This is a genomic window from Streptomyces sp. NPDC053665 (genome assembly GCF_055585285.1).
The window spans coordinates 1,138,571-1,156,041 of record NZ_JBVJKK010000001.1; the positions used below are offsets into that span (position 1 = coordinate 1,138,571).

The following is a 17,471-nucleotide window of genomic DNA, read 5'->3' on the forward strand; positions in this document are numbered from 1 at the left end:
AACAACGACGTGAGGGTCACCGTGCACCACCACCCGCGCGACCCCCCACCGGCAACTCCCCGAGGAGACCCATGTTCGGGCTCAACGCTGCCAGAAAGGCCGCCGCCGTAGCCGCGGCGACCGCTGCCGCCGCCACGACCGCGCTGCTCGCCGCCCCCACGGCCGTCGCCGCGCCCCAGCCGATCGTCGGCGGCACCACGACCACCACGTCCGCGTACCCGTACGTCATGCAGATCACGGACGCCTCGCAGAACCAGTTCTGCGGCGGCACCCTGGTCTCGCCCACGAAGGTGGTCACCGCCGCGCACTGCATGGTCGGCGAGACGACGAGCAGCGTGCGCGTCGTCGGCGGCCGCACCTACCTCAACGGCACCAACGGCACCGTGGCCCGGGTCAGCAGGATATGGATCCACCCGAGCTACACCGACGCCACCAACGGCGACGACGTGGCCGTGCTGACGCTGTCGACGTCCATGCCGTACACCACGGCCAAGTACGTCTCCTCCTCCCAGACCTCGGTGTACGCGGCCGGCACCACCGCCCGCATCCTCGGCTGGGGCACCACCTCCGCGGGCGGCAGCTCCTCCAACCAGCTGCGCACCGCGACCGTTCCGACCGTGTCCGACTCCAGCTGCGCGAACTCCTACGGCTCGGACTTCGTGCGCAGCGACATGGTGTGCGCCGGCAGGACGACCGGCGGCGTGGACACCTGCCAGGGCGACAGCGGTGGTCCCCTGCTCATCGGGGGCGTCCTGGCAGGCATCACCTCCTGGGGCGAGGGCTGCGCCCAGGCCGGGTACCCGGGTGTCTACACCCGGCTGACCACCTTCTCCAGCCTCGTCACGGCCCAGGTCAACTCGTGATCTGAGCAGGTTTCCTGAGCAACCCTCAGGTGCGATACCAGGGGGCGTTGCGGGCCTCCACGAGCGGCCCGCAACGCCCCCTCTCCATGTCCGCGTGCCGGTGGCGGCCGCCCGGGGGCGAGCGGGGGGGGGCGCCGCCCGCCTCACGTCCGTACGGCGCCGAAGCGGATGTCGTACGAGGCCCCCGGGTGCATGGTCCGCAGCATCCGCTCCCCCTCGGCGACGACCTCCTCCCGCGCGGCGCGGGCGAGCCGGCCGAAGGGCTCGATCACCAGGGCGTCCTCGTCCAGGCGCCACAGCCCGGCCAGGAAGCCGTCGACGAGCAGGGTACGGTGGGCGACGTTGCCCTGCCAGGAGCGGCCCCGGTGCTCGGGCGGGACGACCCGCGTGCGGTCGGCGTGCGAGAGCAGCAGGTTGTCGAACTCGGGCAGGAAGCGCGGCGGGGCGGGGGTGTCCGGGTCGGGGCGGGGGGCGTCCGGGAGGTCGAACAGCTCGGTGCCGCCGTCGTCCCGGAAGGTGACGAGCTCAGGGCGCAGCCGCTCGAACGCCGCACGCAGCCGGGTCAGCCCCGCCCAGGTCTGCATGTCCTTCACGGAGGCCGGGCCGAAGGCGGCCAGGTAGCGCAGGACGACCGCCTCCGGGGCGGGGGCCGGTTCCGCGGCACGGCCCAGCCAGTGCCCGGCGGTGGTCAGCCGGACCTGGCCGCTGCGCTCCCACAGCCCGCGCGGGGTCACCTGCACCAGCGGGAGCCGGCACCGGGCGGCGACGCCCAGGGCCTGGGGGTCGGCGTCGGGCCACTGCTGCGCCAGGGCCTCGCGCAGCTCGCCCATGGTGCGCGGTGCCTCCTCGACGAGGTCGCGGGCCAGGGCGGCGAGCCGGTCCAGGTCGACGCCGGCCAGACCCTTGCGGAAGGCGACCAGTTCGCGGTCGCGGGCGGGCTGCACCAGGGGGCGCAGCACGAGGCAGTCGTCCGCGGTGTGGGTGTGGATGGTGGAGCGCATGGTGACGATCCGGACGGCCGAGCGGTCGGCCATCAGCCGGGACAGCGCCTCGGGGGTGAAGGCGTCCAGGCGGGCGGCGAGCGCGTAGTACGGCGGCTTGACGTTCTGCGCCTGGAGGCCGACCAGGTGCTCCACGGCCTCGGCGGCGGACATCCGCGCGGGGCGCAGCAGGAGCTGGCGGTCGAGCGTGGCCCGGTTGAGGGCGCGCGTGCCGAGGACGGGTGCCGTGGCGCTCCGCTTGGTGGTGGTCATGGAGGCACGGTAGCGAGGGTCGCGGACAGGTTCTGTCCGCGATGGCGGAGAGGTCCGCGGCGGATGCGGCCCGTATTCTGCTCGTGTCCCGCCCCCATGCTCCCCCGATCCCCGCGTACGCATCCTCGACCGAGAGGCAGCCGCGATGCCCGAGCCACGCGCCGGCTCCGCCGGGAACGACCGGCCTGCCTCCGGGTCCGGGCGGACCGCCGGTTCCGCCCGGCCGGCGGGCCGCGGTGCGCGCAAGTCGGTGTGGCGCCGCGCCCTGCCGCCGGCGCAGCCGCCCGCCGACGGCCCGGCGCAGGCGGAGCGGCCCGCCGAGCCGGCCAGTGTGGTCGAGGCGGCCCTCTACCGCGACGGCGTCCGCGTCTCCTCCCCCGCGACCCTGGCGGACACCTTCCGCGCCCTGCGCGAGCAGCCGGCCGGCATGGCGTGGATCGGGCTCGCCCGCCCCACGGACGACGAACTGCACGCGCTGGCAGCGGAGTTCGACCTGCACCCGCTCGCCGTCGAGGACGCGATCAAGGCGCATCAGCGGCCGAAGCTGGAGCGTTACGGCGAGACGCTGTTCGTGGTGCTGCGGGCCGCGCTCTACCTGGACGCGCCGGAGGAGGTCGACTTCGGCGAACTGCACGTGTTCGTCGGCCCGGACTTCGTGATCACGGTCCGCCACGGCGCGGCACCGGACCTGTCGGCGGTGCGCCGCCGCATGGAGGCGACGCCCGAACTGCTGCGGCTGGGGCCCGAGGCGGTGCTGTACGCCATCCTCGACGCGGTCGTCGACGGCTACGTGCCGGTGGTGGCGGGCGTGCAGAACGACATCGACGAGATCGAGACCGAGGTGTTCCGCGGCGACCCCGAGGTGTCCCGGCGCATCTACGAACTCTCCCGGGAGATGGTCGAGTTCCAGCGCGCCACCCGCCCCCTGGGCGGCATGCTGCGCGCGCTGACGGCGGGCTTCGCCAAGTACGGGACCGACGAGGAACTGCAGCGCTACCTGCGGGACGTGGCCGACCACGTCACGCACATCAGCGAGCGCGTCGACACCTTCCGCCAGGCCCTCACCGAGATCCTCACGGTGAACGCCACGCTCGTCACGCAGCAGCAGAACGCCGAGATGCGCGCCCTGGCGGAGGCCGGCTTCGAGCAGAACGAGGAGATCAAGAAGATCTCGGCGTGGGCGGCGATCCTGTTCGCGCCGACGCTGGTGGGCACGGTGTACGGCATGAACTTCGACCACATGCCGGAGCTGGGCTGGGGCTTCGGGTACCCCTTCGCGATCGCCGCGATGGGCCTGGTCTGCGTCGGGCTGTACGTGGTCTTCAAGCGCCGGGACTGGCTCTGAGGGGACGCCGTTCGGGTGCCCCGCCGGCCGCCCGGCGGGCGGGCCGTCCCGCTCGGTGCGAGCGTGGAGGGGACACCGCGGCGGACGGGCACGCCGGGGACGGACGGGACGGAGCGCGGCATGGCTCGGGCGATCTGGACAGGCGTGATCACCTTCGGCCTGGTCACGGTGCCGGTCGGGCTGTTCACCGCGACCGAGGACCACACCGTCCACTTCCACCAGCTCCAGCGCGGCACCGGGGACCGCATCCGCAACCGGCGCGTCAACGAGCGCACCGGCGAGGAGGTCTCCACGTCCGACATCGTCAAGGGCTACGAGGTGGGCGAGGGCGAGTACGTGATCGTCGAGCCGGACGAGCTGGACGAGATCGCACCGGGCCGGTCCAAGACCATCGAGATCTCCGACTTCGTCGACTTGGACCGGATCGAGCCGGTGTACTTCGCCCGCACCTACTACGTCGCCCCGCGGGGCGAGGAGTACCTCAAGGTCTACGAGTTGCTGCGGGCGGCGCTGGAGAAGACCGGCAAGGCGGGCGTGGCCACGTTCGTCATGCGGAACAAGCAGTATCTGACGGCGCTGCGGGCCGAGGACAAGCTCCTGGTGCTGCAGACCCTGCACTGGGCCGACGAGGTGCGCGACCCGGGCACCGAACTGCCCGACCTGCCCTCCCGCCGGGCCGGGCGCGGCAAGGAACTGGACATGGCGCTGCGGCTGGTGGACGCCCTCAGCGGCCCGTGGGACCCGCACCGGTACCACGACACGTACCAGGAGAAGGTCCGCGAGCTGGTGAAGGCGAAAGCCGAGGGCCAGGAGGTCGCCGTGGCGGAGGGGCCGCCCGAGGCCACCGGCGTCGTCGACCTGATGGCGGTGCTGGAGAGCAGCCTCGCCCAGGCCGGCGCCTCCGGCGGCGGCAAGCGCAGCGGGTCCCGGCGGTCCGGATCCGCCGGGAAGGACTCCCGCCGGGCCGCGTCCGGGTCCTCGCGGTCCTCGCGCCCGGAGCGGGCGCGCGCGCCGAAGGGCCGTGAGCGGGGTGCGAGCCGCAGCGAGCTGCGGCAGTTGACCAAGGCCGAGCTGTACGAGCGGGCCGGCGAACAGGGCATCGAGGGCCGGTCGAAGATGACCCGCGACCAGCTGATCGACGCCCTGACCCGGCCGGGCCGCCGTCGCGCCGGGAGCGCGGCCTGACCACGGGTGGCGAAGCCCGCGGAGGGTACCCGGCTGCCCCCTGAGGAGGGAGGCCCCCGTTGGGCAGGAGCCCGGTCCCCGTGCGCGGCCGTGACCATCACCGCCGCGCACGGCGTCATGAAACACGCAGGGAGCAGACCCCCGGCGACCCGCCCGCCTCCGCATCCCGGCCGGTCGCCCTGGTCGAGGACGCCTTCCGCGCGAGCGCCCTTCCCGTACGCGGCCGTGAAGAGCGCCGCCGCGCACGGCGTCATGAAACACGCAGCGAGCGGACCCCCGGCGACCCGCCCGCCTCCGCGTCCCGGTCGGTCGCCCTGGTCGAGGACGCGTTTCGCGTGTGCGCCCTTCCCGTACGCGGCCATGAGGACCGCCGCCGCGCACCGCTTCGCGACGGACACCCGCGAGGACGGAGGTCCACGTCGTGAGCGTGCGTGACGGGGCCACACCCGGGACCCGGGCCGCCGGCCCGCCCGTGTCCGTGTCCCGGCCGGTCGCCCTGGTCGAGGGTGCCTTTCGGGCGCTGGCCCGGGTGCGGCGGGCCCCGGCCCTGCACCCGCGGGGGCTGACCTGCGCGGGTGAGCTGGAGGTGCCGGACGACGGGGCCGGGCCGTGGGGCGTGCCGTGGCTGGACTCGCCCCGGCGGCTGACGGCGACGGTCCGCCTCTCGCGTGCGGGCGGCCTGCCCCGGCGGCTGCCGGACGGGCTGGGCCTGGCCGTCCGGGTGACGGACGCCGACGGCCCGGGCCGCACCCTCGACCTGCTGATGACCAGCAGCGGCCGCGGCCGCGTCTCCCGGCATCTGCCGCTGCCGCGCGCCGACGCGCTGCGCGGCCCGTACTCCAGCCTGCTGCCCTACCGGGTGGCCGGCCGGTCGTCCCTCCTGGTCGCCTTCCCGCGCCGGACCCGGCAGGCGCCGGTGCCGGGCGGTCCGGAGGGCATCGCCGCCGCGCTGGCCGCCGGGCCGCTGGTGTACGACCTGTGCGCGCAGGTGGGTGCGGCGTCCTGGCGGCGGTTCGCGGTGCTCACGGTGCGGGACGTCCTGCCCGTGGACCCCGGGGACACCGTCGACTTCGACCCCTACCGGCACAGCGTGCGCGCGTTCGCGCCGGGTCCCGTCCTGGCCGCGACGCGCCGTGCCGCGTACCGGGGCTCCCGGCGGGGGCGGGGTGCCCGCGGCGAGGTTTCCTAGCCGCCACCGGCGGCCGGCGGTCGCCGGTCGGCCCCGCTCCGACCGCCGGCCGCCGGTCAGTCGCCCGTCGTCCTGCCGACCAGCGCGCCGTACGCCAGTTGCAGCGTGTCGGCCCCGGCCAGCGCGGTGAGCGTGCCCATGGCGGTACGGGTGGCCCGGGGCCAGAGCAGCTGACCGGCCGTGAGCGCCGAGGCGATCCAGACGCTCATGCAGAAGGGGCAGGTCGCCAGCTCGCCGACCGTGTGCCGGCCGTCGGGCTGCGCCTCCTCCTCCAGTTCGGCCGGCCCCTGCGGGCCCACGTACCGGGTGAAGGGGGCCCGCAGGGGGCTGGTCACCGAGGCCTTGCTCAGCAGGCGGCTGAGGCGGAACGTGGCGACCGCGGTCAGGGCGACGTCCCACGGCTCGGGGCGCGCCGGGACGGGGCGTCCGCTCAGCCGGACGGCGGTCGCCCAGGCCGTGGTGAACACCGCGAATCCCGCCATGGCGGCGGTGTAGCCGCCGAGCGGCCGGTCGTGGCCGCCGGAGTAGCCCGTATGGGTGCGGCGCAGCAACCCGCGCAGCCTCTGTGCCGGGCGACTCTCCGCCACTGACGTCATGTTCACGTTCATTACCTGTTCGAGCTGCGCTTTCCTTGTTCGGTGAGGGCACGGTCCGGTGCGGTGTGCCGGCCGCCGTTCTGGTGCCGCAGGCGCACCTCGACCCGGTTGCCGGTGATCCGGGTCTCGAAGGAGGGCTGGGGGGCGGTGGCGGGGCCGGCCACGTTCCAGCCGTCGGAGAGGCGGAAGACGCTGCCGTGCCAGGGGCAGCGCACGCAGCCGTCGGCGACGGTGCCCTCGGCGAGGGGTCCGGCCAGGTGGCTGCACCGTTCGGCGAGGGCGTGGATCTGCCCGCCGGTCTCGCGCACGACCAGCACCGGCACGTCGTCGACCGTGCGCCGCACCGGCTCACCCGCCGGGAACTCCTCGACGGCGCCGACCGGGTGCCAGCCCTCGGAGACGACGTGCGGGACCTCCTCGGCGTGATTGGCGCCGGCGGCCTGCCGGTAGGCCATGTGGCCGCCCAGCAGGCCGCCGACGCCGACCACCGTCAGTCCGAGGAACCCGTAGGTCCGGCCCGCCGTCTCCCGGCCCGTGGCGCGGCAGGCGAGGGAGGTCGCGTACAGCCCGACGGCCGCGATGTTGGACAGGGCGTGCGCCAGGCCGACGCGCTGCTGCTGGCGGTGCAGTTCCGCCCAGTCGACCCAGCCGGCCAGGGCCGCCGGGGCCGCGGCCCCGAGCCCGACGCCGATCAGCAGCCGGGCCTCGCGGGAGCGGCCCGGACGCAGGTCCAGGACCGCCGCCGAGAGCCAGCTGCCGATCGGCACCTGCACCATCAGCGGGTGCACGGGGTGACCCATCCACCGGCCGTGCAGCAGGTCGCGGCCGCGTCCCAGCGGCAGCGCCCGCACGCCCTTGCGGAGGGTGTCGATCACCGCGTCGGCCCCGGACTCGCGCTCCAGGCGGTCCAGCAGCCACAGCATCCGGTTCTGCCGCAGCAGGCGGCGTCGCTTGGTGGTCATGCCCGGCCGGGTCCCCACCGGCCGGGACGGCAAACAGGGACGCGGGCGCCCGCGCGGAGGCAGCCGCCGCCCATGTCACGCCCTCCGCGTGCCGGTGGCCGGGCCGCGGGTGAGCAGGGCGCCCAGGGCGATCATGCCGATGCCGAGGAAGAAGTGCAGCCAGTCGTCGGCCGTGTTCAGCGGGACGAAGTTGGCGGCACTGTCGTGGCCGATGATCAGGCCGTACAGCCACAGCACGAGGTAGACGGCGCCGCCGGCCAGCAGGTAGGTGCGGGCGGCCGCGGCGCTGCGGGACATGGCCAGGCCGGCCACGCCGAACGCGAGGTGGACCAGGTTGTGCAGGACGGAGATCTGGAAGACGCCGAGCAGTTCGGCACCGGAGTCGTGCGAGGCGAACTCCATCGAGTCGTATCCGGTGGTGATCCCCGGTATGAAGCCCAGGATGCCGACCAGCAGGAACACTGCTCCCACCAGCAGTGCCGCCGTCTGGACGGGCGTGCGGGCACCGGTCGTCGGCTGCGTTCGTGAGCTCATGGCGGTGGCCTTCCGGCGTGAGGGGCGCGTCACGTCGAGCGCCCGGTGCGCCGCGAGTACCCCCGCTGCACCACCCAACCTCCTTGGTTTCCGGGGGCGTTTCCCGGTGTGGCGGGAGGGGCACTCGCGGCGCCATGGATCGAAGCCGTCGCCCCGTGCTCGCCGACAGTTCGCTCGCCCTGCTGGCCAAGGGCTACACCTGGCTGCCCGACCGCAGGCGCCGCACGGACGCCCCGCTGGTGCGCACCCGCCTCATGGGCCGGCACGCCGTGGCCCTGCACGGCCCGCAGGCGGTGCGCTTCTTCTACGACGAGCGGCACGTCGAGCGCGGTGCGGCCCTGCCCGGCCCGGTGCTGAGCACCCTGTTCGGGCACGGGGCCGTGCACACGCTGGACGGCCCCCTGCACCGCGGCCGCAAGGGCATGTTCCTCTCCCTGCTCACCGGGCCGCGGGCGGTCGCCGGGGTGGTGGACGCCGTCACCGCGGACTGGGACGAGACGGTGCGCTCCTGGCCCGGCCGCCGGATCGTGCTGTTCGACGAGGCGAGCCGCGTGCTCACCCGGGGCGTGTGCCGCTGGGCCGGGATCCCGCTCGAGGACGATGACGCGGTCGCGGCGGACCTGGTGTCCCTGGTCGACGGTTTCGCCACGGCGGGTCCGCGCCACTGGCGTGCCCGCCGGGCCCGGGCCCGCCTGGAGGGCCGGCTGGGCGCCCTGGTCGGGAGTGTGCGCGCCGGTGGGGCGACCGCCCCGGACGGGTCCGTCCTGGACGTGGTGGCCCGGCACCGGGACGCCGACGGGCGGCTCCTCGACCCGCGCACCGCCGCGGTCGAACTGCTCAACGTCGTCCGCCCCACCGTCGCGGTGTGCTGGTTCGTCGCCTACGCCGGTCACGCGCTGCGACGCCCGGACGTCCGCGAGGAACTGCGCGGCGGGGACCCGGCCTACGCCGTGGCCTTCGCCCACGAGCTGCGGCGCTTCTACCCCTTCGCCCCGTTCGTGGGCGGCCTGGCCGTCACCGACCTGGACTGGCACGGCGAGCCGATCCCCGAGGGCGCGATGGTCCTGCTCGACCTGTACGGGCAGAACCACGACCCGGAACTCTGGGACGAGCCCCACGCCTTCGCGCCGCGGCGCTTCCTCGGGCAGCCGCCCGCCCGGGACGAGCTGATCCCCCAGGGCGGCGGCGATCCCGCCACGGGCCACCGCTGCCCCGGCGAGGACATCACGATCGCCCTGCTGGCGGCCCTCGCCCCGCGGCTCGCCCGGCTGGAGTACGAAGTGCCGGAGCAGGACCTGAGGATCCCGCTGAACCGTCTGCCGGCCCGGATCCGCAGCGGCTTCGTCATGGAGTCCGTCCGCGTCCCGGTGCCCGCCGGGCAGACAGCGCCGGTGCACACCGCGTGAGAACCGGCGAGCAGGCCGCCGCGCGGAGGGCGGGGAGAGCGGGGTCACAATCTGAGCGAGGGGAAGGTCACAGGCGTCCCCTCTGCTGCCCGTTCGTGTCCGTGACCTAGCATCCGAGCATGACGGTCCTGCCTGACGACGGGCTTGAGCTGGCCGGCGAGTTCCCTGACGTGCCCCACGAGCAGTGGCAGCGCCTAGTGGCGGGTGTGCTGCGCAAGTCGGGCAAGGACGTCGGGGGCGCCGAGGCCGAGGAAGCCCTGTCCACCGCGCTGGAGGACGGGTTGCGCACCCGTCCCCTGTACACCGCCCGCGACGCCGCACCCGAACCGGGGCTGCCCGGGTTCGCCCCCTTCGTACGGGGTGGCCGCGCCGAGGGCAACACGGTCGGCGGCTGGGACGTACGGCAGCGGCACACGGCGGCCGACCGCGACGCGCTGCTCGCCGACCTCGAGAACGGCGTCACCTCGCTGTGGCTGACCGTCGGCGACGGCGGCGTCCCGGTGCCCTCCCTGGGCGCGGTCCTCGACGGCGTCTACCTCGACCTGGCCGGGGTGGTGCTCGACGCCGGGCGCGACACGGAGCCGGCCGCGCGGGAGTTGTTCCGGCTGTACGAGGAGCGGGGCGTCGCGCCGGAGGCCGCCCGCGGCAACCTGGGCGCCGACCCGCTCGGGTTCGAGGCCCGTACCGGTGAGCGGCAGGACTTCACGGCGGCGGCCGAGCTGGCGCGACGGTGCGCCGGGGAGTACCCGCAACTGCGGGCGCTGACCGTGGACGCGCTGCCGTACCACGAGGCCGGCGGGTCGGCCGCGCAGGAGCTGGGGGCCTCGCTGGCCACGGCGGTGGCGTACCTGCGGGAGCTGACCGGTGCCGGACTGGGCGTCGAACAGGCCTGCGGGCAGCTGGAGTTCCGCTACGCGGCGACCGCCGACCAGTTCCTGACGATCGCCAAGCTGCGGGCCGCGCGCCGGCTGTGGGCGCGGGTCGCCGAGGTCTGCGGTGCCCCGGCCGCCGGGGCGCAGCGCCAGCACGCGGTCACGTCGCCGGTGATGATGACGCGCCGCGACCCCTGGGTGAACATGCTGCGCACCACCATCGCCACCCTGGCGGCCGGAGCGGGCGGGGCCGACGCGGTCACGGTGCTGCCCTTCGACGACGCGCTGGGCCTGCCGGACGCGTTCGCCCGGCGCATCGCCCGCAACACCTCCACCATCCTCATCGAGGAGTCGCACCTGGCCCGGGTGATCGACCCGGCGGGCGGCTCCTGGTACGTGGAGCGGCTCACGGACGAACTCGCCCACGCGGGCTGGGAGTTCTTCCAGCGGATCGAAGGGCTCGGCGGCATGGCGGCCGCCCTGCGGTCCGGTGACGTCGAGCGGGACCTCGCCGAGACCTGGCGGGAGCGCACCGGACGGCTGGCCGAGCGGCGCGAACCGGTCACCGGAGTCAGCGAGTTCCCGTTCCTGGCGGAGAAGCCGGTGGTGCGCGAGCCCGCGCCCGGGCGGCCGGCGGGCGGGCTGCCGCGGGTGCGCCGCGACGAGGCCTTCGAGGCGCTGCGCGCCCGTTCGGACGCGCACCTGACCGCGACCGGCTCCCGGCCGCGGATCTTCCTCGCCGCGCTCGGCCCGGCCGCCGCCCACACCGCGCGCCTCACCTTCGCCTCCAACCTCTTCCAGGCGGGCGGCATCGAGCCGGTCGCCGAGGGCGACTTCGCGGACAGCGGCGCGCGTGAGGCCGTGCTGTGCTCCAGCGACGCGCTGTACGAGGAGCAGGCGGCGGCCCGGGCCGCGCAGCTCAAGGAGGCCGGCGCCGCGCACGTGTTCCTCGCCGGGCGGCCCGGGGAGTACCCCGGTGTCGACGACTACGTCTTCGCGGGCTGCGACGCCGTGGCCGTGCTGTCCGCGACCCTCGACCGCATGGGAGTTGCCCGATGACCGCCCCCCGTGGCATCCCCGACTTCTCCGGGATCGAGCTGGGCACCCCGGCCGCCGACGGCACGCCCGACGAGTGGCGCGCGGCGGTCAAGAACGCCTCCGGCGGTGACGACCTGCTGTGGGAGACCCCGGAGGGCATCTCCGTCAAGCCGCTGTACACCGGCCGTGACCTGGAGGGCCTGGACTTCCTGGACACCTACCCGGGAGCGGCGCCGTACCTGCGCGGCCCGTACCCGACGATGTACGTCAACCAGCCCTGGACGATCCGCCAGTACGCGGGCTTCTCCACGGCCGAGGAGTCCAACGCCTTCTACCGGCGCAACCTCGCGGCCGGGCAGAAGGGCCTGTCGGTCGCCTTCGACCTGCCCACGCACCGCGGGTACGACAGCGACCACCCGCGCGTGACGGGCGACGTCGGCATGGCGGGCGTGGCCATCGACTCGATTCTCGACATGCGGCAGCTGTTCGACGGGATCCCGCTGGACAGGATGACCGTGTCGATGACGATGAACGGCGCGGTGCTGCCCGTGCTGGCGCTGTACATCGTGGCGGCGGAGGAGCAGGGCGTACCGCCCGAGAAGCTGGCCGGGACCATTCAGAACGACATTCTGAAGGAGTTCATGGTCCGCAACACCTACATCTACCCGCCGAAGCCGTCGATGCGGATCATCTCCGACATCTTCGCGTACACCTCGCAGCGGATGCCGCGCTACAACTCCATCTCCATCTCCGGCTACCACATCCAGGAGGCGGGTGCGACGGCCGACCTGGAGCTGGCGTACACCCTCGCGGACGGCGTGGAGTACATCCGGGCGGGCCGTGAAGCCGGCCTGGACGTGGACGCGTTCGCGCCGCGGCTGTCGTTCTTCTGGGCGATCGGCATGAACTTCTTCATGGAGGTCGCCAAGCTGCGCGCGGCGCGCCTGCTGTGGGCGAAGCTGGTGCGGCAGTTCGACCCGCAGAACGCCAAGTCGCTGTCGCTGCGCACCCATTCGCAGACCTCCGGCTGGTCGCTGACCGCGCAGGACGTGTTCAACAACGTCACGCGCACCTGCGTCGAGGCGATGGCGGCCACCCAGGGCCACACCCAGTCGCTGCACACCAACGCCCTGGACGAGGCGCTCGCCCTGCCGACGGACTTCTCGGCGCGCATCGCCCGCAACACGCAGCTGCTGCTCCAGCAGGAGTCCGGGACCACACGGGTCATCGACCCGTGGGGCGGCAGCGCGTACGTGGAGAAGCTGACGTACGACCTGGCGCGGCGGGCCTGGCAGCACATCCAGGAGGTGGAGGCCGCGGGCGGCATGGCCAAGGCCATCGACGCCGGCATCCCCAAGCTGCGCATCGAGGAGGCCGCGGCCCGCACCCAGGCCCGGATCGACTCGGGCCGGCAGCCGGTCATCGGCGTCAACAAGTACCGGGTGGAGACCGACGAGCAGATCGAGGTCCTGAAGGTCGACAACTCCTCGGTGCGCGCCCAGCAGATCGAGAAGCTGCGGCGGCTGCGCGCGGAGCGCGACGAGCAGGCCTGCCGGGACGCGCTGGAGGCGCTGACCAGGGCCGCCGACGGCGAGGGCAACCTGCTGGAGCTGGCCGTGCACGCGGCCCGCGCCAAGGCCACGGTCGGGGAGATCTCCGACGCCCTGGAGAAGGTGTACGGACGGCACGCGAGTCAGATCCGTACGATCACCGGCGTGTACCGCAACGAGACGGGAGAGTCCCCGAGCGTGGACCGCACCCGCACCCTGGTGTCCGCCTTCGAGGAGGCCGAGGGGCGCCGCCCGCGCATCCTGGTCGCCAAGATGGGCCAGGACGGCCACGACCGCGGCCAGAAGGTGATCGCCACCGCCTTCGCCGACCTCGGTTTCGACGTGGACGTCGGCCCGCTGTTCCAGACGCCCGCCGAGGTGGCCCGGCAGGCCGTCGAGGCGGACGTGCACATCGTCGGCGTCTCGTCGCTGGCGGCCGGTCACCTCACCCTCGTCCCGGCGCTGCGCGAGGCGCTGGCGGAGGAGGGGCGCGAGGACATCATGGTCGTCGTCGGCGGGGTCATCCCGCCGCAGGACGTGCCGACGCTGCTGGAGATGGGGGCGGCGGCCGTCTTCCCGCCCGGGACGGTGATCCCGGACGCGGCGTACGACCTGGTGCGGCGGCTGTCGGACGGTCTCGGGCACGAGCTGTGATCGATGTCGACGCGTATGTGAAGGGCGTGCTCGACGGGAAGCGGGCGATCGTCGCGCGCGCCATCACACTCGTCGAGTCGACCCGCCCCCAGCACCGGGCGCTGGCCCAGGAGCTGCTGACCGCGCTGCTGCCGCACAGCGGCCGGGCCCGGCGGATCGGCGTCAGCGGGGTGCCCGGCGTCGGCAAGTCGACGTTCATCGACGCCTTCGGCACGCTGCTGACCTCGCTCGGGCACCGGGTGGCGGTGCTGGCCGTCGACCCGTCTTCCACCCGTACGGGCGGCTCCATCCTGGGCGACAAGACCCGGATGGAGCGGCTGGCCGTGGACCCGGCGGCGTTCGTGCGCCCCTCCCCCACGGCGGGCACCCTCGGCGGGGTCGCCAAAGCCACCCGCGAGTCGATCGTGGTGATGGAGGCGGCCGGCTACGACGTGATCCTGGTGGAGACGGTCGGCGTCGGGCAGTCCGAGACGGCCGTGGCGAACATGGTGGACACCTTCCTGCTGCTCACCCTCGCCCGCACCGGCGACCAGCTCCAGGGCATCAAGAAGGGCGTGCTGGAGCTGGCCGACGTGATCGCCGTCAACAAGGCCGACGGACCGCACGAGCGCGACGCCCGGGCCGCCGCGCGGGAACTGGCGGGCGCGCTCAGGCTGATGCACGGCAAGGACACGTTCTGGACGCCGCCGGTGCTGCACTGCAGCGCCCGCGAGTCGACGGGGCTGGACACGGTGTGGGAGCGGCTGGAGCAGCACCGCACGCTGCTGGACTCCACCGGCCGCCTCACCGCCAAGCGCCGCGATCAGCAGGTCGACTGGACCTGGAGCATGGTCCGCGACGAACTCCTCGGGCGGCTGCACGCCGACCCGGCGGTCCGGGCCCTGGCCCCCGTGCTGGAGGAGCGGGTGCGGCAGGGTGCACTGACCCCGACCCTGGCCGCCGAGCGGATCCTCGGCGCGCTCGGCGGCGGTACCGAGGCCGCGGGTTCCTGAACCGGAAAGAACCGGAGCGAGGAATGCGCACGCCCGGCTTGCATGACTATGCAAAGTGATACATACTCTTTCTATGTCCAAGGTCCTCACCTCCTTGCCCGCCGGCGAACGCGTCGGCATCGCCTTCTCGGGCGGTCTCGACACCTCCGTCGCGGTCGCGTGGATGCGCGACAAGGGCGCGATCCCCTGCACCTACACCGCCGACATCGGCCAGTACGACGAGCCCGACATCGCCTCGGTGCCCGGCCGTGCCCAGGCCTACGGCGCCGAGATCGCGCGCCTGGTCGACTGCCGTGCGGCGCTGGTCGAGGAGGGCCTGGCCGCGCTGACCTGCGGCGCGTTCCACATCCGCTCGGGCGGGCGGGCGTACTTCAACACCACCCCGCTCGGCCGGGCCGTCACCGGCACGCTGCTGGTGCGGGCGATGCTGGAGGACGACGTCCAGATCTGGGGCGACGGCTCGACCTTCAAGGGCAACGACATCGAGCGGTTCTACCGCTACGGCCTCCTCGCCAACCCGCACCTGCGCATCTACAAGCCCTGGCTGGACGCGGCGTTCGTGACCGAGCTCGGCGGCCGCAAGGAGATGTCGGAGTGGCTGCTCGCCCACGGCCTCCCCTACCGCGACAGCACCGAGAAGGCGTACTCCACCGACGCCAACATCTGGGGCGCCACGCACGAGGCCAAGACGCTGGAGCACCTGGACACCGGCATCGAGACGGTCGAGCCCATCATGGGCGTGAAGTTCTGGGACCCGACGGTCGAGATCGCCCCCGAGGACGTGACGATCGGCTTCGACCAGGGCCGCCCGGTGTCGATCAACGGCAAGGAGTTCCCCTCCGCCGTCGACCTGGTGATGGAGGCCAACGCCATCGGCGGCCGGCACGGGCTCGGCATGTCGGACCAGATCGAGAACCGCATCATCGAGGCCAAGAGCCGCGGCATCTACGAGGCCCCGGGCATGGCCCTGCTGCACGCCGCCTACGAGCGGCTGGTCAACGCGATCCACAACGAGGACACCCTCGCCCAGTACCACACCGAGGGCCGGCGCCTGGGCCGGCTGATGTACGAGGGCCGCTGGCTGGACCCGCAGGCCCTGATGATCCGCGAGTCGCTCCAGCGCTGGGTCGGCGCGGCCGTCACCGGTGAGGTGACGCTGCGGCTGCGGCGCGGCGAGGACTACTCGATCCTCGACACGACCGGCCCGGCGTTCAGCTACCACCCGGACAAGCTGTCCATGGAGCGCACCGAGGACTCGGCCTTCGGCCCGGTGGACCGGATCGGCCAGCTCACCATGCGCAACCTGGACATCGCCGACTCGCGCGCCAAGCTGGAGCAGTACGCCGGCATCGGCCTGATCGGCACCGGCAGCCCCACGATCGGCGCCTCCCAGGCCGCCGCGACCGGGTTGATCGGCACCATGCCGGAGCTGCCGCAGGGCGGCGCCGAGGCCATCGCCTCCCGCGGCGAGGTCTCGGAGGAGGACGCCTGGCTGGACCGCGCGGCGATGGAGTCCGGCACGGACTGACCGCACGGAACAACGCGAGGGCCGGCTCGACGGTGTCGAGCCGGCCCTCGTGCGCGAGGTGCCCGTCGGCTCAGCCCGACGTGCCGGCCATCTCGCGGACCGGGCTGTCCAGGGCGTCCAGCCCGCGCAGGATGTCCTCGACGCGCTGCTTGGCGTCGCCGAAGAGCATCTGGGTGTTCTCGCGGAAGAACAGCGGGTTCTGCACGCCCGCGTAGCCGGCGGCCATGGACCGCTTGAAGACCACCACGTTCGCCGCCTCCCACACGTGCAGCACCGGCATGCCCGCGATGGGGCTCGACGGGTTGTCGGTGGCGGCCGGGTTGACCGTGTCGTTGGCGCCGATGACCAGGACGACCGAGGTGGCGGCGAAGTCGTCGTTGATCTCGTCCATCTCCAGGACGATGTCGTAGGGCACGTTGGCCTCGGCGAGCAGCACGTTCATGTGCCCGGGCAGCCGGCCGGCGACCGGGTGGATGCCGAAGCGGACCTCGACGCCCCGCTCGCGCAGCTTGCGCGCCAGTTCGGCGACCGGGTACTGCGCCTGGGCGACGGCCATGCCGTAGCCCGGCGTGATGATCACCGAGGTGGCGTCGCGCAGGAGTTCCGCGGTCTCCTCGGCGCCGATCTCCCGGTGCTCGCCCTGCTCGCCCTCCTCGGCCGCCGCGGCCGGGGTGCCGAAGCCGCCGGCGATCACCGAGATGAAGGACCGGTTCATCGCCTTGCACATGATGTACGACAGGTAGGCACCGGAGGAGCCCACCAGCGCGCCGGTGACGATGAGCAGGTTGTTGGCGAGCAGGAAGCCCGAGGCGGCCGCCGCCCAGCCCGAGTAGCTGTTCAGCATGGAGACCACCACCGGCATGTCACCACCGCCGATGGAGGCGACCAGGTGCGCGCCGAGCGCCAGGGCGACCACGGTGACCGCGATGAGCAGCCCCATGTTCGGCCGGGCCACGAACGCGATGGTCAGCCCCACGAAGGCGACCAGCGCGCCGATGTTCAGCACGTGCTTGCCCGGCAGGGTCAGCGGACGGGAGGCGATGCGCGCGGACAGCTTCAGATAGGCGACGACGGAGCCCGTGAAGGTGACGGCGCCGATGAACACCCCGATGAACACCTCGGCGTGGTGGATGCCCAGCAGCGAGCCGGACAGGTCGGCGTCGACGTCGAGGTAGCCGTTCCAGCCGACCAGGGTGGCGGCCAGACCGACGAGGCTGTGCATGATGGCGATCAGCTCGGGCATGCCGGTCATCTCGACGACCCGGGCCCGCCACAGGCCGATGCCGGCCCCGGCCGCCGTGGCGACGGCGATCAGCACCAGTCCGGTGGCGGTGATGCTGCGCGAGGCGAGTCCGACGGTCGCGGCGAGTGCGACGACCATGCCCGCGATGCCCCAGACGACGCCGGAACGCGAGGTCCGGTGCTGGGAGAGTCCGGCGAGGCTGAGGATGAACAGCAGCGCCGCGACGACGTAGGCGGCCTGGGCGGCCGTGTCTGTGGTCAT

At 73.6% G+C, this 17,471-nt stretch carries 14 protein-coding genes; 9 read left to right on the forward strand and 5 right to left on the reverse strand.

What is annotated here, in order from left to right:
• Positions 1-71 precede the first annotated feature (71 nt).
• Entirely contained in the window at positions 72-863 is a 792-nt protein-coding gene (locus tag ACZ6ZN_RS04895; protein ID WP_451879617.1) for a S1 family peptidase, read from the forward strand.
• 143 nt (positions 864-1,006) lie between these two features.
• Here the strand turns inward: ACZ6ZN_RS04895 and ACZ6ZN_RS04900 are convergent, their stop codons facing one another.
• A complete protein-coding gene (locus ACZ6ZN_RS04900; protein WP_469643092.1) occupies positions 1,007-2,116 on the reverse strand; it encodes a winged helix DNA-binding domain-containing protein in 1,110 nt (369 codons plus the stop codon).
• A gap of 145 nt (positions 2,117-2,261) precedes the next feature.
• Here ACZ6ZN_RS04900 and ACZ6ZN_RS04905 point away from each other — a divergent pair, with 145 nt between their 5' ends.
• The 3 genes from ACZ6ZN_RS04905 (at position 2,262) to ACZ6ZN_RS04915 (ending at position 5,835) form a co-directional block, all read left to right on the forward strand.
• Entirely contained in the window at positions 2,262-3,461 is a 1,200-nt protein-coding gene (locus ACZ6ZN_RS04905; RefSeq protein ID WP_469643094.1) for a magnesium and cobalt transport protein CorA, read from the forward strand.
• Positions 3,462-3,581: 120 nt separating this feature from the next.
• On the forward strand, positions 3,582-4,646 hold the full coding sequence (gene ku, locus ACZ6ZN_RS04910) for a non-homologous end joining protein Ku (RefSeq protein WP_469643096.1): 1,065 nt from the start codon (positions 3,582-3,584) through the stop codon (positions 4,644-4,646).
• A gap of 421 nt (positions 4,647-5,067) precedes the next feature.
• Positions 5,068-5,835 (forward strand): phosphodiesterase, encoded by a 768-nt coding sequence (locus tag ACZ6ZN_RS04915; protein WP_469643098.1) that lies wholly within the window; start codon positions 5,068-5,070, stop codon positions 5,833-5,835.
• 56 nt (positions 5,836-5,891) lie between these two features.
• On the opposite strand, the gene ACZ6ZN_RS04920 is transcribed toward ACZ6ZN_RS04915, so the two are convergent.
• The 3 genes from ACZ6ZN_RS04920 to ACZ6ZN_RS04930 form a co-directional block, all read right to left on the reverse strand.
• Positions 5,892-6,431 (reverse strand): DUF1360 domain-containing protein, encoded by a 540-nt coding sequence (locus ACZ6ZN_RS04920; protein WP_469643100.1) that lies wholly within the window; start codon positions 6,429-6,431, stop codon positions 5,892-5,894.
• Positions 6,432-6,442: 11 nt separating this feature from the next.
• A complete protein-coding gene (locus ACZ6ZN_RS04925; RefSeq protein WP_398109587.1) occupies positions 6,443-7,393 on the reverse strand; it encodes a Rieske (2Fe-2S) protein in 951 nt (316 codons plus the stop codon).
• A gap of 75 nt (positions 7,394-7,468) precedes the next feature.
• Positions 7,469-7,927, reverse strand: a complete 459-nt coding sequence (locus tag ACZ6ZN_RS04930) for a DUF4383 domain-containing protein (protein WP_398109588.1) — start codon at positions 7,925-7,927, stop codon at positions 7,469-7,471.
• A gap of 134 nt (positions 7,928-8,061) precedes the next feature.
• Here ACZ6ZN_RS04930 and ACZ6ZN_RS04935 point away from each other — a divergent pair, with 134 nt between their 5' ends.
• The 5 genes from ACZ6ZN_RS04935 (at position 8,062) to argG (ending at position 15,967) form a co-directional block, all read left to right on the forward strand.
• Entirely contained in the window at positions 8,062-9,333 is a 1,272-nt protein-coding gene (locus tag ACZ6ZN_RS04935) for a cytochrome P450 (RefSeq protein WP_469643103.1), read from the forward strand.
• Between the two features lie 119 nt (positions 9,334-9,452).
• On the forward strand, positions 9,453-11,264 hold the full coding sequence (locus ACZ6ZN_RS04940; protein ID WP_469643105.1) for a methylmalonyl-CoA mutase family protein: 1,812 nt from the start codon (positions 9,453-9,455) through the stop codon (positions 11,262-11,264).
• Positions 11,261-13,447: a methylmalonyl-CoA mutase gene (scpA, locus tag ACZ6ZN_RS04945; protein WP_451879607.1), complete on the forward strand. Its 2,187-nt coding sequence runs from the start codon at positions 11,261-11,263 to the stop codon at positions 13,445-13,447. The genes ACZ6ZN_RS04940 and scpA overlap by 4 nt, the downstream gene beginning before the upstream one ends.
• Positions 13,444-14,439 carry a methylmalonyl Co-A mutase-associated GTPase MeaB gene (meaB, locus tag ACZ6ZN_RS04950; protein ID WP_469643107.1) on the forward strand — a complete coding sequence of 332 codons (996 nt, stop codon included), beginning with the start codon at positions 13,444-13,446 and terminating at the stop codon, positions 14,437-14,439. The genes scpA and meaB overlap by 4 nt, the downstream gene beginning before the upstream one ends.
• A 73-nt stretch (positions 14,440-14,512) precedes the next feature.
• The gene (gene argG, locus ACZ6ZN_RS04955; RefSeq protein ID WP_451879605.1) at positions 14,513-15,967 is read left to right on the forward strand and encodes an argininosuccinate synthase; all 1,455 of its coding nucleotides are present in this window, start codon (positions 14,513-14,515) and stop codon (positions 15,965-15,967) included.
• A gap of 70 nt (positions 15,968-16,037) precedes the next feature.
• Here argG and pntB read toward each other — a convergent pair whose 3' ends face one another.
• Positions 16,038-17,471: a Re/Si-specific NAD(P)(+) transhydrogenase subunit beta gene (pntB, locus tag ACZ6ZN_RS04960; RefSeq protein WP_451879604.1), complete on the reverse strand. Its 1,434-nt coding sequence runs from the start codon at positions 17,469-17,471 to the stop codon at positions 16,038-16,040.

What these genes read in the sequence shown, in the direction of transcription:
- ACZ6ZN_RS04895 (WP_451879617.1), top strand. Translation starts at nt 72, where the DNA reads ATGTTCGGGCTCAACGCTGCCAGAAAGGCCGCCGCCGTAGCCGCGGCG.
- ACZ6ZN_RS04900 (WP_469643092.1), bottom strand. Translation starts at nt 2,116, where the DNA reads ATGACCACCACCAAGCGGAGCGCCACGGCACCCGTCCTCGGCACGCGC.
- ACZ6ZN_RS04905 (WP_469643094.1), top strand. Translation starts at nt 2,262, where the DNA reads ATGCCCGAGCCACGCGCCGGCTCCGCCGGGAACGACCGGCCTGCCTCC.
- ku (WP_469643096.1), top strand. Translation starts at nt 3,582, where the DNA reads ATGGCTCGGGCGATCTGGACAGGCGTGATCACCTTCGGCCTGGTCACG.
- ACZ6ZN_RS04920 (WP_469643100.1), bottom strand. Translation starts at nt 6,431, where the DNA reads ATGACGTCAGTGGCGGAGAGTCGCCCGGCACAGAGGCTGCGCGGGTTG.
- ACZ6ZN_RS04925 (WP_398109587.1), bottom strand. Translation starts at nt 7,393, where the DNA reads ATGACCACCAAGCGACGCCGCCTGCTGCGGCAGAACCGGATGCTGTGG.
- ACZ6ZN_RS04930 (WP_398109588.1), bottom strand. Translation starts at nt 7,927, where the DNA reads ATGAGCTCACGAACGCAGCCGACGACCGGTGCCCGCACGCCCGTCCAG.
- ACZ6ZN_RS04935 (WP_469643103.1), top strand. Translation starts at nt 8,062, where the DNA reads ATGGATCGAAGCCGTCGCCCCGTGCTCGCCGACAGTTCGCTCGCCCTG.
- ACZ6ZN_RS04940 (WP_469643105.1), top strand. Translation starts at nt 9,453, where the DNA reads ATGACGGTCCTGCCTGACGACGGGCTTGAGCTGGCCGGCGAGTTCCCT.
- scpA (WP_451879607.1), top strand. Translation starts at nt 11,261, where the DNA reads ATGACCGCCCCCCGTGGCATCCCCGACTTCTCCGGGATCGAGCTGGGC.
- argG (WP_451879605.1), top strand. Translation starts at nt 14,513, where the DNA reads ATGTCCAAGGTCCTCACCTCCTTGCCCGCCGGCGAACGCGTCGGCATC.
- pntB (WP_451879604.1), bottom strand. Translation starts at nt 17,471, where the DNA reads ATGACCACAGACACGGCCGCCCAGGCCGCCTACGTCGTCGCGGCGCTG.